The organism is Sphingomonas sp. PP-CE-1G-424 (assembly GCF_004341085.1).
Lineage (GTDB): Bacteria > Pseudomonadota > Alphaproteobacteria > Sphingomonadales > Sphingomonadaceae > Sphingomonas.
On the sequence record NZ_SLXW01000001.1, the window covers coordinates 332,337 to 345,453 of the forward strand.

13 protein-coding genes are annotated in these 13,117 nt (G+C 66.7%); 8 read left to right on the forward strand and 5 right to left on the reverse strand.

Annotated elements, in window-relative coordinates:
• Positions 1-107: 107 nt before the first annotated feature.
• The 7 genes from C8J43_RS01590 to C8J43_RS01620 all read left to right on the forward strand — a co-directional run bounded on the left by C8J43_RS01590 (position 108) and on the right by C8J43_RS01620 (position 6,766).
• Positions 108-1,229, forward strand: a complete 1,122-nt coding sequence (locus C8J43_RS01590; RefSeq protein ID WP_133029467.1) for an 8-amino-7-oxononanoate synthase — start codon at positions 108-110, stop codon at positions 1,227-1,229.
• A complete protein-coding gene (gene bioD / locus C8J43_RS01595) occupies positions 1,226-1,843 on the forward strand; it encodes a dethiobiotin synthase (RefSeq protein WP_207893307.1) in 618 nt (205 codons plus the stop codon). Before C8J43_RS01590 ends, bioD begins: the two co-directional genes overlap by 4 nt.
• Positions 1,840-3,099: an adenosylmethionine--8-amino-7-oxononanoate transaminase gene (locus tag C8J43_RS01600; protein WP_133029468.1), complete on the forward strand. Its 1,260-nt coding sequence runs from the start codon at positions 1,840-1,842 to the stop codon at positions 3,097-3,099. The genes bioD and C8J43_RS01600 overlap by 4 nt, the downstream gene beginning before the upstream one ends.
• Positions 3,100-3,221: 122 nt before the next feature.
• Complete coding sequence (locus C8J43_RS01605; RefSeq protein ID WP_133029469.1) at positions 3,222-4,310, forward strand: PHB depolymerase family esterase; 1,089 nt, start codon at positions 3,222-3,224, stop codon at positions 4,308-4,310.
• 347 nt (positions 4,311-4,657) lie between these two features.
• A complete protein-coding gene (locus C8J43_RS01610) occupies positions 4,658-6,031 on the forward strand; it encodes an MATE family efflux transporter (RefSeq protein WP_133029470.1) in 1,374 nt (457 codons plus the stop codon).
• An 85-nt stretch (positions 6,032-6,116) separates the two neighbouring features.
• Positions 6,117-6,335, forward strand: a complete 219-nt coding sequence (locus tag C8J43_RS01615) for a hypothetical protein (RefSeq protein ID WP_056055220.1) — start codon at positions 6,117-6,119, stop codon at positions 6,333-6,335.
• 35 nt (positions 6,336-6,370) lie between these two features.
• Entirely contained in the window at positions 6,371-6,766 is a 396-nt protein-coding gene (locus C8J43_RS01620; protein WP_133029471.1) for an MAPEG family protein, read from the forward strand.
• A 24-nt stretch (positions 6,767-6,790) separates the two neighbouring features.
• Here the strand turns inward: C8J43_RS01620 and mmsB are convergent, their stop codons facing one another.
• From mmsB to C8J43_RS01640, 4 genes are all read right to left on the reverse strand, one after another.
• A complete protein-coding gene (gene mmsB / locus C8J43_RS01625) occupies positions 6,791-7,660 on the reverse strand; it encodes a 3-hydroxyisobutyrate dehydrogenase (RefSeq protein ID WP_133029472.1) in 870 nt (289 codons plus the stop codon).
• Between the two features lie 130 nt (positions 7,661-7,790).
• The gene (locus C8J43_RS01630) at positions 7,791-8,567 is read right to left on the reverse strand and encodes an enoyl-CoA hydratase (protein ID WP_133029473.1); all 777 of its coding nucleotides are present in this window, start codon (positions 8,565-8,567) and stop codon (positions 7,791-7,793) included.
• A 104-nt stretch (positions 8,568-8,671) separates the two neighbouring features.
• Positions 8,672-9,715: an enoyl-CoA hydratase/isomerase family protein gene (locus C8J43_RS01635; protein ID WP_133029474.1), complete on the reverse strand. Its 1,044-nt coding sequence runs from the start codon at positions 9,713-9,715 to the stop codon at positions 8,672-8,674.
• Between the two features lie 115 nt (positions 9,716-9,830).
• On the reverse strand, positions 9,831-10,976 hold the full coding sequence (locus C8J43_RS01640) for an acyl-CoA dehydrogenase family protein (RefSeq protein ID WP_133029475.1): 1,146 nt from the start codon (positions 10,974-10,976) through the stop codon (positions 9,831-9,833).
• A 110-nt stretch (positions 10,977-11,086) separates the two neighbouring features.
• Between C8J43_RS01640 and C8J43_RS01645 the strand changes: the two genes are divergently transcribed.
• Entirely contained in the window at positions 11,087-11,410 is a 324-nt protein-coding gene (locus tag C8J43_RS01645) for a GIY-YIG nuclease family protein (protein WP_243645363.1), read from the forward strand.
• A gap of 93 nt (positions 11,411-11,503) precedes the next feature.
• Here the strand turns inward: C8J43_RS01645 and C8J43_RS01650 are convergent, their stop codons facing one another.
• On the reverse strand, positions 11,504-13,030 hold the full coding sequence (locus tag C8J43_RS01650; protein WP_056065288.1) for a CoA-acylating methylmalonate-semialdehyde dehydrogenase: 1,527 nt from the start codon (positions 13,028-13,030) through the stop codon (positions 11,504-11,506).
• Between the last annotated feature and the right edge of the window lie 87 nt (positions 13,031-13,117).

A 13,117-nucleotide genomic window follows, 5' to 3' on the forward strand; every position in this document is an offset into this window, starting at 1 on the left:
GTTTTATTTATCGGATAAACTACGTCAGGCGATTGCGCGAGCGTGATTTGCGCCGACGTGCGCATCGCGGGATCGTCTTCGGCCGACGTTGCGACTAGGGCGACACGATGATGTTCGCGGACCACGTCAGAGACCTTGCAAACCTCGCCGCAGCGGATCGTCGCCGAACGCTTGCCCCCCGCCGCGGCATCGATTTCGCCTCGAACGACTATCTCGGGCTCGCCGGATCGGACCGGCTGCGCGCATCGATGATCGAGGCTCTGTCGCGCGGCGTACCCGTCGGCTCGGGTGGATCACGGCTGTTGCGCGGCAATGCGCCCGAGCATGAAGCGCTGGAGGCGGACGCCGCGCGGTTCTTCGGGACCGAGGCCGCGCTGTTCTTCGCGAGCGGCTATGTCGCCAACACGATCCTGTTCGCGACGCTGCCGCAACGCGGCGATCTGATCGTCCACGACGCGCTGATCCACGCCAGCGCGCACGAAGGCATGCGTCTCACGCGAGCGACCTTCGTCGCCGCCGCGCATAATGACGCCGATGCGTTCGAGGACGCGATCACCGCGTGGCGCGCGTCGGGCGGCACAGGCCGCGTGTGGATCGCGGTCGAGAGCCTTTACAGCATGGACGGCGACCAGGCTCCGCTCGCGGCTTTATCCGAAATTGCAGACCGCCACGACGCCGTCCTGCTGATCGACGAGGCGCACGCAACAGGCGTGTTCGGCACCGACGGCCGCGGATTGGCCGAAGCGCTCGACGGGCGCGAGAACGTCATTACCTTGCGGACTTGCGGCAAGGCGCTGGGGTGCGAGGGCGCGCTGTTGTGCGGGCCCGCAGTCATGCGCGAGTTCATCGTCAATCGCGGGCGCGGGTTCATCTTCTCGACCGCACCGTCGCCGCTGATGGCACTGGCGGTCGGCGAAGCTCTGCGCATCATCGCCGACGAACCGGCACGGCGGGAAAGGCTCTGGGCGTCGGTCGCCACGGCGGAGCGCGTGCTCGCACCCTACGGCGTCACGGCGACGGGATCGCAGATCCTCCCGCTGGTGCTGGGGGACGCCGCACGGACGATGCAGGTCGCCGACGCGATCCAGGCTGCGGGTTTCGACGTGCGCGGGATACGGCCGCCAACCGTGCCCGAGGGCGGATCGCGGCTGCGGATTTCGTTGACGCTCAACGCGACGGTGGCGGATATCAAGGCTTTGGCCAAGGTCATGGAAGAGGCATTGCGATGACGATCGTCGTTACCGGAACGGACACCGATATCGGCAAGACCGTGTTCGCCGCCGGGCTCACCGCGGCACTCGGCGCGCGCTACTGGAAGCCCGTGCAAGCCGGGCTGGCGGACGGCAGCGACGCAGCCTCGGTCGTAACGCTCGGCGTCCCCGCGGACCGGGTCCTGCCGGAAGCATACCGGCTGACGACGCCATGCTCGCCGCATCTCGCCGCCGAGATCGACCGCGTGACGATCGATCCCGGCCGCCTCGCGCTGCCAGAGGTCGATGGCCCACTGGTGGTCGAGGGCGCGGGCGGCGTGATGGTCCCCGTGACACGCGACCTGATCTTCGCAGACCTGTTCGCGCGGTGGAACAAGCCGGTCGTGCTCGTCGCGCGCACTGGGCTCGGCACGATCAACCACAGCCTGCTCTCGATCGAGGCACTGCGCAGCCGCTCTGTCCCGATCCTCGGCATCGCCTTCGTCGGCGACGCGGTCGAGGATAGCGAGGCGACGATCGCCACGCTCGGCAAAGTCCGCCGGCTCGGCCGCCTGCCTCGCCTCGATCCGCTCAACGCCGCCAATTTGGTAGAGACGTTCGCCGCAAACTTCGACGTGGAGGCGTTCCGGTGAGCGACTCCCCCGTCTGGCACCCCTTCACGCAGCACGGCCTGCGCGAGCCGATACCGCTCGTCACGCATGCCGAGGGCGCCGCGCTCTATACATCGGACGGACGGCGGATCGTCGATGCGATCTCGTCCTGGTGGGTCACCACGCATGGCCACGCCAACCCGAAGATCATGGCAGCGATAGCGGAACAGGCGGGGAAGCTCGACCAGATCATTTTCGCCGGCTGGACGCATCAACCCGCCGAAGACCTCGCGCGGGGGCTGACAGCGATCATGCCGCCCGAATTGACCCGCGTGTTCTTCTCCGACTCAGGGTCGACCAGCGTCGAGTGCGCGCTGAAGATGGCGCTCGGCTATTGGCTCGATCGCGGCGAGGATCGCCACCGCATCCTCGTCCTCGAACACGGCTACCACGGCGACACGATCGGCGCGATGTCGGTCGGCGCGCGCGGCGTCTACAACCGCGCCTACGCGCCGCTGCTGTTCGACGTCGGCACGATCCCCTTCCCCGCCGCCGGGCTTGAGCAAGCGACGCTCGACGCGCTGGAGAAAGCCTGTGCCGAGCACCCCGCCGCGTTCATCGTCGAGCCGTTGCTGCTCGGCGCGGGCGGGATGCACATCTATCCCGCGCACATCCTCGCCGAGATGCGGCGGGTCTGCGCAGCGCACGACGTCCTGTTCATCGCCGACGAGGTGATGACCGGCTGGGGCCGCACCGGCACCTTGCTTGCCTGCGAACAGGCGGGCGTGGTGCCCGACATCCTGTGCCTGTCGAAGGGGCTGACGGGCGGCGCGGTGCCGCTCGCGGTGACGATGGCGACCGAGGCGATCTACCAGGCGCATTATCACGCCGATCGCGCGCGCATGTTCTTCCACTCCTCGAGCTACACCGCCAACCCGATCGCCTGCGCCGCCGCCAACGCGAACCTCGCGATCTGGCGCGACGAGCCGGTGCGCGAGCGGATCGCCGACCTCGCGACACGCCAAGGCTCGCGGCTGGAGGCACTCGCCCAGCATCCGCGGATCGCCAACGCGCGCCAGATCGGCACCATCACCGCGGTCGAGCTCCGCGGCGAGGACGGCTATCTCTCGCAGATCGGCCCGCGATTGCTCGCCTTCTTCGGCGAGCGCGACCTGCTGCTCCGCCCGCTCGGCAACACCGTCTACGTCATGCCGCCCTATTGCATCGACGACCACGATCTCGACCGAGTCTACGCGGCGATCGCCGAAGCATGCGACACGATCGGGCAAGACTCCTAACGCTATTGCTGCATTGCAGCAACAAATGATGTACATGCGACGTTGAGATAAGATCGCGGCCGAGTACGCTGGCGACGAAAGGCTCGAGTCACGTGAGAAACATCGCCGATACCCTCGCCCGCATGGCGCGCGCCGGAGCGCCGACCCCGCGCGACACCGCGCCCAGTCGCCTGACGCCGCTGACCGAGTTCGGGACCAATCCTGGTGCGCTGTTGGGCTTCAGCTACGTTCCCGCCAACCTGCCAGCGAACGCGCCACTGGTCGTCGTCCTCCACGGCTGTACGCAGACCGCGGCGGGGTATGACCACGGATCAGGCTGGTCGAAGCTCGCCGATCGCGCGGGCTTCGCGCTGGTCTTCCCCGAGCAGACGCGTGCGAACAACCCGAACCTCTGCTTCAACTGGTTCGCGTCGGAAGACACCGCGCAGGCGGGCGGCGAGGCCGAGTCGATCGCGCAGATGACCGAGACGATAATCGCGCGCCACAACCTCGACCGCAGCCGCATATACGTCACCGGGCTATCGGCAGGCGGCGCGATGACGATGGCGATGCTCGCCACGCGCCCCGACCTGTTCGCGGGTGGCGCGGTGATCGGCGGCCTCGCCTACGGCACCGCCACCGGCGTGTCGCAGGCACTCGACCGGATGCGCGGGCATGGCGACACCAGCGACGCCGCGCTGGTCGACGCGGTCCGCAGCGGCGCGCGTGGCCACGACGGACGCTGGCCGACGCTCGCGATCTGGCATGGCGGCGCGGACGCGACGGTGAGCGTGGCGAACGCGGATACGATCGCGCGGCAATGGCGCGGCATCCACGGTATCGATGCGAAGGCCGTGCGCACGGAGCGGGTAGGCACCGCCGTCCACCGGATCTGGTCGGATGCGGAAGGACGTGACGTCGTCGAGGACTGGACCGTGCCGGGCATGGGCCACGGAACGCCGATCGATCCGTTGCACGGCGAGCGCCTGGGCGCCGCGGGGCCGTTCATGCTCGACGTCGGGCTTTCGAGCACGGCGGTGATCGCGAAGTCCTGGGGCCTGCTAGCAGCGGCGAAGGCGGATACTGCGGTCAAGCCAGCACCAGTCGCACGCGTCGCCAAGATCGCTATCCCCGTCTCACCGAAACCTGCGGCGAAGCCACGCGCTGAGGCGCCCGCGGGTATCCAGGCCACGATCGAGAACGCTCTCCGGGCAGCCGGGTTGATGCGGTAGGATAGGCATCGGCTAGCGGTTGGGTGCACTCCCGCCAACTCCCACCCGTCATCCTGACGAAAGTCAGGATCCAGAGCCAGATAGGACACCATCCGTTACCCTGGATCCTGACTTTCGTCAGGATGACGGAGTGGTGGGAAGGGTCGCGCGACCAGGGCCCGTTCACACCGCATCGCGCCCTGATCCTCCCCCGCCAGGGGGAGGTGGCAGGCACTTCGCCTGACGGAGGGGGCGGCATGGACAACCATAGTTGCGCGTTTTCACCCTCCGTCACCTAACGCGCCTTGCCTAACAAGCGAGGATAGACGGGTCATCGACAAGCCGCCCAACCCGGCTAAAGCCAGCGCATGACGTCCACCCCGCCCCGCCCCTGGCGCACCGAGTTCGCCGCCACGCTAAAACTCGCCTGGCCACTGGTAGCGACCAATCTCGCGCAGGCGCTGGTCGGCGCGACAGACGTGGCGATGCTAGGGCGGCTCGGGTCGGACACGCTGGCGGCGGCGACGCTCGGCCTCAACCTGTACCTAGTCTTCCTGATCTTCGGGATGGGCCTCACCACCGCCGCCGTCCCGATGATCGCGCGCGAGCGCGGCGCGCGGCCGCATGCGGTGCGCGATATCCGGCGGACCGTGCGCCAAACGATCTGGGTCGCCGCGACGCTCTGCATCCCCTCGTGGATCGTGTTGTGGAATGCCGAGCCGATCCTCGTCCACCTCCTCGACCAGGACCCGCTGCTCGCGCACGAGGCGGCGCGCTTCGTGCGCGCAGTGATGTGGGGGATGCTCCCGAGCCTATGCTTCCTCGTGCTCCGCGCGTTCGTTGCCGCGCTCGAGAAACCCGCCTGGTCGCTGGTGGTGATGGTCGGACTACTGGTCGTCAACGCCGGGCTCAACTGGCTGCTGATCTTCGGCCACGCCGGTCTCCCCGCGCTCGGCCTGCTCGGCTCGGGGATGGCGAGCAGCATCGCCAACGGCCTGAGCTTCGTCGCGATGGCAGCGGTCATCGTCTACGCCAAGCCGTTCCGCCGCTACCGCCTGCTCGGCCGGTTCTGGCGCGCCGACTGGCCGCGCTACCGCGCAGTTTGGAAACTCGGCCTGCCTATCGCGATCACGCTCGGGTTCGAATCGACCGTGTTCATCGCGGCGGTGTTCCTGATGGGACTGCTCGGCACCGTGCCGCTCGCCGCGCACGCGATCGCGATCCAGATCGCCAGCGTCACGTTCATGGTCCCGCTCGGCATCGCCCAAGCCGCCACCGTCCGCGTCGGTCTCGCCTCCGGACGCGGCGACCGTGCGGGGATCGGCCGTGCAGGCTGGGCGGCGTTCGCGATCGGCGAGAGCTTCATGGTGCTGACCGCCGCGTTGCTGATCCTCGCGCCACAAATGCTGATCGGCATCATCCTCGACGTCGACGCGCCCGCCAATGCGCCGGTCGTCACGCTGGCGATCTCGCTGCTTGCGGTCGCCGCGGTGTTCCAGGTGGTCGACGGCGCGCAGGTGATCGGCGCAGGCATGTTGCGCGGGCTGGGCGATACCAAGGTGCCGATGCTGTTCGCCGCGATCGGCTATTGGGGGATCGGCATCGGCGTCGGCGCATGGCTCGCGTTCGGGCGCGGCTGGGGCGGAGTCGGCATCTGGACCGGGCTGGCGACCGGATTGGCGGTGGTATCGGTACTAATGATCGCCCGTTGGCAGGCCCGCGAACGACTTGGCCTCGGCTAAGGCTCGGCTGGCCTCTTTGTCCGACAATAAGGATACACAATCGCGCAAATGTGTTAACGTGTGTTAAACCATAGGAGCGTGACATATGCCTGATCAAGACCGCATCGTCGCGATCGGGTTGCTCACGCAGCGCGACGTCTTCGCGCTTGGCCATGACCTGTCGCGCGTCTATCCGATCGACGAGATGCCGTGCTTCGGCAGCCTGCTCGGTGCGATCGACGATGCAGACCGCGCGTTCCACCGCGCGCGCGATGCGCAGCAGCTTGCCATTCCTCTTCGACAGAGCGCAACCTCGCGCGCATAGCGGCGTTCGAGACCCGCTGCCTAGCGGAGATCGACATGACGCTGCCTACCGAAATGCTGCTGTTGGGCTGGTCGACGGTCCTGCTGTTCACGTACGTCATGATCCAGGGGCAGACCGCTACGCGCGACCGCGGGCTCGACTGGAACGCGGGGCCCCGCGACGGCGACCAGAAACCGCTCGGCGAGATGGCCGGCCGCGCCGAACGTGCATTGAAGAATTTCCAGGAAACCTACCCGGTCTTCATCGCACTCGCGCTCGGGCTGGCAGTGACCGATCGCACCGGCGGGATGGGTGCGATCGGCGCGTGGCTCTGGTTCGGTGCGCGGATCGTGTACATCCCGCTCTACCTGTTCGGCATCAAATATGTCCGCAGCCTGTGCTGGACGGTGTCGATCCTCGGCCTGCTGCTGATGCTGATCCGCTTCCTATGAAGCTCAGTCTCGCCCCCGCTTATCTCAAAGAGTGCGGATGATCGCCGAGAAGTCGAGCCCACCCTGCCCGGCCTCGGCAAACGCCTCGTAACGCTCGGCCGCCTTCGCGCCCATCGGCGTATCGGCACCGGTGTCCTTCGCCGCCGCCATCGCAAGGCGGAGGTCCTTCAGCATCAGCGCTGCCGCGAACCCGCCCTGATAGTCGTGATCGGCGGGCGTATCGGGCCCGATCCCAGGCAGAGGTGCGTACGTGGTCATCGACCAGCTTTGCCCCGACGACACGCTGGCAATGTCGTAGAACGCCTGCGCATCGAGCCCGAGCTTCTCCGCCAGCACGAACGCCTCGCAGGTCGCGATCATCGTCGCGCCGAGGATCATGTTGTTGCAGATCTTCGCCGCCTGCCCCGCACCGTTCGCGCCGGCATGGATGACCGCCTTGCCCATGTCGGCGAGGATCGCCTGCGCCCGGTCGAACGCCTCCGCCGAGCCACCGACCATGAAGGTGAGCGTGCCCGCGTTCGCCGCGCCGATCCCACCCGAGACGGGCGCATCGACCGCGACGAGGCCCTTGGCCTGCGCAGCCGCGGCAACTTCCTTGGCGGTGGCCACGTCGATCGTCGAGCAATCGATCAGGATCGCGGAGGGCGACGCGACACCGAACAGCGCGTCATAGACCTCGGCGACATGCTTGCCGGCGGGGAGCATGGTCACGATCGCCTCGGCACCGTCGGCGGCTTCGGCAGCCGACCCAACCGGCAGGCATCCGGCGGCCTTCGCCTTGTCCAGCGCGTCGGCGCTCAGATCGAACGCGCGAACGTCGTGGCCCTTCTTGGCGAGGTTCGCCGCCATCCCGCCGCCCATGTTACCGAGCCCGATGAAACCGATCCGTGCCATTGCCTGCTCCTGTCTCCCCTCCCGTATGCGGGAGGGGCCGGGGGTGGGCGCCCGGCCTGTTATGTTGCACCACGTCGCCGACCGGGAGCCCACCCCCCGGCCCCCTCCCGCGCGCGGGAGGGGGAGCTGATCATTTCCCCGTCCAGGTCCCGGCGCGCTTCTCAACGAACGCTGCCATCCCCTCGCTCTGGTCCGCAGTCCCGAACAGCCCGTGGAACAGCCGCCGCTCGAACTGCACGCCCATCGCCAGCCCCGTCTCGAACGCGGCGTTGACCATTTCCTTGTTCGCCAGCACCGCCAGCGGCGCCATCGCGGCGATCGTGGTCGCCGTCTTCACCGTCTCCTCGACCAGATCGTCCGCCGGCACGATCCGCGAAACGAGACCCGCGCGCTCGGCTTCGGCCGCATCCATCATCCGCCCGGTCAGGCACATTTCCATCGCCTTGGCCTTGCCGACCGCGCGCGTGAGGCGCTGCGATCCGCCCATCCCCGGCGACACGGCGAGCTTGATCTCCGGCTGCCCGAACTTGGCAGTATCGGCGGCGAGGATGAAGTCGCACATCATCGCCAGCTCGCACCCGCCGCCGAGCGCATAGCCCGCGACCGCCGCGATCACGGGTTTCCGCGTCCGCGTGAAATTCTCCCAGCCCGCGAAGAAGTTGCTCGCGTACATCTCGGCGAAGCCCTGCGACTGCATCTCCTTGATGTCCGCCCCCGCCGCGAATGCCTTGGCCGAACCGGTCAGCACCGCGCAGCCCTGCGACGCATCCGCACCGAACGCGGCGAATGCGGCGATCAAGTCGGCGAGCACCTGCGAATTAAGCGCGTTCAGCGCCTGCGGCCGGTTCAGCGTGACGAGCGTGACGCCACCGCGCTGCTCGACCAGGATCGTTTCGTATTCGGCCATGTCGTTTCTCCAATTACTACGTCATCCTGGACTCGATCCAGGATCCAGAGCCACACATGTGGGCATCTGTAACTCTGGATCCTGACTTTCGTCAGGATGACGAGTCAGCCCGGCGTCCACGCTTCCGCTTCAGGCAACGGCGCGAAAATCTGGTCGATCACATGATCGGTCACACCCTCGGGCGTCGCCGGCTCCCAGCGCGGCGCATTGTCCTTGTCGACGATGACCGCCCTCACGCCCTCGATAAAATCATGCCGCTGCACGACATGCGCACCGACCGCATATTCCTGCCGCATCTCATCCGCGAAACTCGCCATCGCCGCCCCCTCGTGGAGCAACCGGAGCGAAACCTTCATCGTCTGCGGCGACTTGGTCTTCAGCGTCGCAAGCGTCTGCGCGGCCCATTCCCCGCCATCGGCGTCGAGCGCAGCGTAGATGTCCTCCAGCACGTCCGACGCGAACAGCCGGTCGATGTCGTCCTTCCGCGCGAGGATCTTCGCATCGGGTGCCGGTGTGGCCAATGCGTCCAGCACGCTAGCGATATCCTGCGGCGTCTCCGCAATCCGCGCCTTGGCGGTATCGAGCGTATCGCTCGCGAGAAAATGCGTCGCCAACCCGAGCGCGAGACACTCCGCACCATCGAGCCGGTGCCCGGTCAGCGCGAGATACTGCCCGATCCGTCCCGGCAACCGCGACAGATACCAGCCGCCACCGACATCCGGGAACAGCCCGATCCCCGTCTCCGGCATCGCGAACTTGGTGTTTTGGGTTGCCACCCGGTATCGGCACGGCAGCGCGAGCCCGACGCCGCCGCCCATCGTGACCCCGTCCATGAACGCGACGATCGGCTTGGCATAAGTGAACAGCCGATGGTTCATGCGGTACTCAGCATGAAAGAACGCCCGCGCCTCGACGCCATCGGTCGCGCCGGAAGCGGCAAGCATGCGGATATCCCCGCCCGCGCAAAAACCACGCCCTTCGGCATGGTCGACCAGGATCGCCTCGACCGCCGCATCGCCACGCCAAGCTTCCAGCGCCTCAAGCACGCCTTCGCACATCGCCAGATTCAACGCGTGCAACGCCTTCGGTCGGTTCAACCGAATCCGGCCGACAGGCCCTTCACTCTCGACGATCAGATCATAGGTCACGCGGTCACCTCCAAAACACCATCTCCGCGCCTCCGCGTCTCCGCGTGAACCAAGAATTCTTTCACGCGGAGACGCGGAGGCGCGGAGCAGAAGGAATGAGCAAAGCTGCGCGGACTCACTGCCGCGTCAGCTCGCGACCCACGATCATCCGCATGACCTGGTTCGTCCCCTCAAGGATCGAATGCACGCGCAGGTCACGCCAGAAGCGTTCGATCGGGTAATCCTGCAGATACCCGTAGCCGCCATGCAGCTGCAACGCGCGGTCGACCACCGACGAACCGGTGTCGGTCGCGAGCCGCTTCGCCATAGCCGCGAACTTGGTCTTGTCGGGCGCATTGGCCGTCACCTTCGCCGCCGCGATATACAGCAGCGCCCGCGCCGCCTCCAATTCGGTCGCCATGTCCGCCAGCATGAACTGCGTGTTCTGGAAGTCCGCGATAGCCTTCCCGAACTGTTTCCGGTCCTTCGTATAAGCAATCGCCTCGTCGAGGCACCGCTGCGCCCCCCCGAGCGAGCACGCGCCGATATTCAGCCGCCCGCCATCGAGCCCCATCATCGCGATCCGAAAGCCCTCACCCTCGCCGCCGACCATGTTCGCCCCCGGAACGCGAACGCCGTCGAAGATCACCTGCCGCGTCGGTTGCGAATGCCAGCCGAGCTTCTTCTCGTTCGCGCCGAACGACACGCCGGGCATGTCCTTCTCGATCACGAGGCAGGAAATGCCCTTCGGCCCATCCTCACCGGTACGGACCATGGTGACATACACCTCGTTCTCGCCCGCGCCCGAGATGAACTGCTTCGAGCCCGTCACGATCCAGTCGTCACCGTCCCGCACCGCGCGGGTCTTCAGCGCCGCCGCATCGGAACCCGACCCCGGCTCGGTCAGGCAATAGCTCGCCAGCCGGTCCATCGTCACCAGATCGGGGAGGTACTTGTCCTTCACCGCGGCCGATCCGAAGCGGTCGATCATCCACGCCGCCATGTTGTGAATGCTGATGAACGCGCTGGTCGACGGGCACCCGTACGACATAGCCTCCATGATCAGCGCCGCCTCGAGCCGCCCGAGCGCAATCCCGCCGCTCTCCTCGCTGACGTAGATCGCCGCGAAGCCTAGCTCGGCCGCCGCCTTGATCGTCTCGCGCGGGAAGATGTGCTTCTCGTCCCACTCGGCCGCGTGCGGCGTGATCCGGTCGGCGGTGAACCGGCGTGCCAGCTCCTGGATTTCGCGCTGGTCGTCGGTGAGGTCGAACTGGTTGGTCATAAATCTCTCTTCCGTCATGCTGGGCTCGACCCAGCATCCAGAGCCAGGAACGCCGAAACCTGTGGCTCTGGATCCTGACTATCGTCAGGATGACGACTTGGGGGAATGATGTGGCTAGGCAACCGGCGGTCTATATCATGGCAAGCTGGCGCAACGGAACGCTCTACATCGGCGTGACGTCCGACCTGATGGCGCGGATCGTTCAGCATCGCGAGGGTACATTCGATGGCTTCTCAAAACGATACGGCGTGAACCAGCTGGTGTGGTTCGCGATGGCGGACACGATGGACGCGGCGATCACCCGCGAGAAGCAGCTCAAGGTCTGGAAGCGCTCGTGGAAGATTAAGTTGATCGAGACCGATAATCCTACGTGGCGCGATCTGGCCGAAGACTGGGGTTTCGAACCGCTCCCCACCCCAATCCCGTCATCCTGACGAAAGTCAGGATCCAGAGCCAAGAGCGTAGCGCCTCGTAACTCTGGATCCTGGATCAAGTCCAGGATGACGGGATGTGGAGACGGCAACCTCCTACCCCATCGTCGGGATAACGAACGCGTCGTTATTACGCGCAGGCCCACCATCCTCAGCCATCGCCGGCAATGCAGACCCGTCCGGCCAGCGCTGCGTGATCGTCTTGACCTTGGTCCAGAACTTCACGCCCTCCATCCCGTGCTGGTTGGTGTCCCCGAACGCCGAGCGCTTCCACCCACCGAACGTATGATACGCGACCGGCACCGGGATCGGCACGTTGATGCCCACCATCCCGACGTTCACCCGCGCCGCGAACTCGCGCGCCGCGTGGCCGTTGCGCGTGAAGATCGCGACGCCGTTGCCGTATTGATGCTCGCTCGGCAGGCGCACCGCCTCCTCGAAATCGGCGGCGCGGACGATCTGGAGCACCGGCCCGAAGATCTCCTCCTTGTACGCCGACATCTCGGTGGTCACGTGGTCGAACAGCGACGGCCCGATGAAGAAGCCCTTCTCATGCCCCTGCAAAGCAAACCCGCGGCCGTCGACCACCAGTTCCGCGCCCTCGTCGACGCCGGTCTGGATCCAGTTCTCGATCCGGCTGCGGTGCGCCGCGTTCACGACCGGGCCGTAATGCGCATCGTTGTCGGTCGATACGCCGACCCGCAAAGCAGCAATCGCCGGGATCAGCTTCTCGCGCAGCGCGATCGCGGTCTTCTCGCCGACCGGCACCACCACCGGCAGCGCCATGCAACGCTCGCCGGCGCTCCCGAACGCCGCGCCCGACAGGTCGGCGACGACCTGATCGAGGTCCGCGTCGGGCATGACGATGCCGTGGTTCTTCGCGCCGCCCATCGCCTGGACGCGCTTGCCCGCCTCGACGCCGCGCCGATAAACGTAATGCGCGATGTCGGACGAGCCGACGAAGCTGACCGCCGAGATCGCCGGGTGATCGAGGATCGCGTCGACCATCTCCTTGTCGCCGTGGACGACCTGGAAGATGCCCTCGGGCAGCCCCGCCTCGACGAACAATTCGCCGAGCCGCACCGGCACCGAAGGATCGCGCTCGCTGGGCTTGAGGATGAATGCATTGCCGGTGGCGATCGCGACGCCCGACATCCACAGCGGGATCATCGCCGGGAAGTTGAACGGCGTGATGCCCGCGCCAATGCCGAGCGGCTGACGCATCGAATAGACGTCGATCCCCGGCCCAGCGCCCTGCGTATATTCACCCTTGAGGATGTGCGGAATACCGCAGCAGAACTCGATCACCTCGAGCCCGCGCTGGATATCGCCCTTCGAATCCGCGATCACCTTGCCGTGCTCGGACGAGAGCAAGCGCGCGAGTTCGTCCATGTTCGCCTCGACGAGCCGCTTGAACTCGAACATCACGCGAGCACGCCGCTGCGGGTTGGTCGCGGCCCACCCCGGCTGCGCCTTCTGCGCCGCGGCGACCGCACGGTCCAGATCGGTCGCACCCGACAGCCGCACGCGCGCCTGAACTTCGCCCGAATTCGGGTCGAACACGTCGCCGAAGCGCTCGGCCGTGCTGGCCGCACCGCTCACGAAATTCTCGATCGTCCGCATGGGCATCCTCTTCTAGTTGCCCGCATCGTCCGCCATAAGCGTTTCGCAGCCAAGTGGGGCTGTTTGCAGATACGCTCTGCAAATGTG

What these genes read in the sequence shown, in the direction of transcription:
- C8J43_RS01590 (WP_133029467.1), top strand. Translation starts at nt 108, where the DNA reads ATGATGTTCGCGGACCACGTCAGAGACCTTGCAAACCTCGCCGCAGCG.
- bioD (WP_207893307.1), top strand. Translation starts at nt 1,226, where the DNA reads ATGACGATCGTCGTTACCGGAACGGACACCGATATCGGCAAGACCGTG.
- C8J43_RS01605 (WP_133029469.1), top strand. Translation starts at nt 3,222, where the DNA reads ATGGCGCGCGCCGGAGCGCCGACCCCGCGCGACACCGCGCCCAGTCGC.
- C8J43_RS01610 (WP_133029470.1), top strand. Translation starts at nt 4,658, where the DNA reads ATGACGTCCACCCCGCCCCGCCCCTGGCGCACCGAGTTCGCCGCCACG.
- C8J43_RS01615 (WP_056055220.1), top strand. Translation starts at nt 6,117, where the DNA reads ATGCCTGATCAAGACCGCATCGTCGCGATCGGGTTGCTCACGCAGCGC.
- C8J43_RS01620 (WP_133029471.1), top strand. Translation starts at nt 6,371, where the DNA reads ATGACGCTGCCTACCGAAATGCTGCTGTTGGGCTGGTCGACGGTCCTG.
- mmsB (WP_133029472.1), bottom strand. Translation starts at nt 7,660, where the DNA reads ATGGCACGGATCGGTTTCATCGGGCTCGGTAACATGGGCGGCGGGATG.
- C8J43_RS01630 (WP_133029473.1), bottom strand. Translation starts at nt 8,567, where the DNA reads ATGGCCGAATACGAAACGATCCTGGTCGAGCAGCGCGGTGGCGTCACG.
- C8J43_RS01640 (WP_133029475.1), bottom strand. Translation starts at nt 10,976, where the DNA reads ATGACCAACCAGTTCGACCTCACCGACGACCAGCGCGAAATCCAGGAG.
- C8J43_RS01650 (WP_056065288.1), bottom strand. Translation starts at nt 13,030, where the DNA reads ATGCGGACGATCGAGAATTTCGTGAGCGGTGCGGCCAGCACGGCCGAG.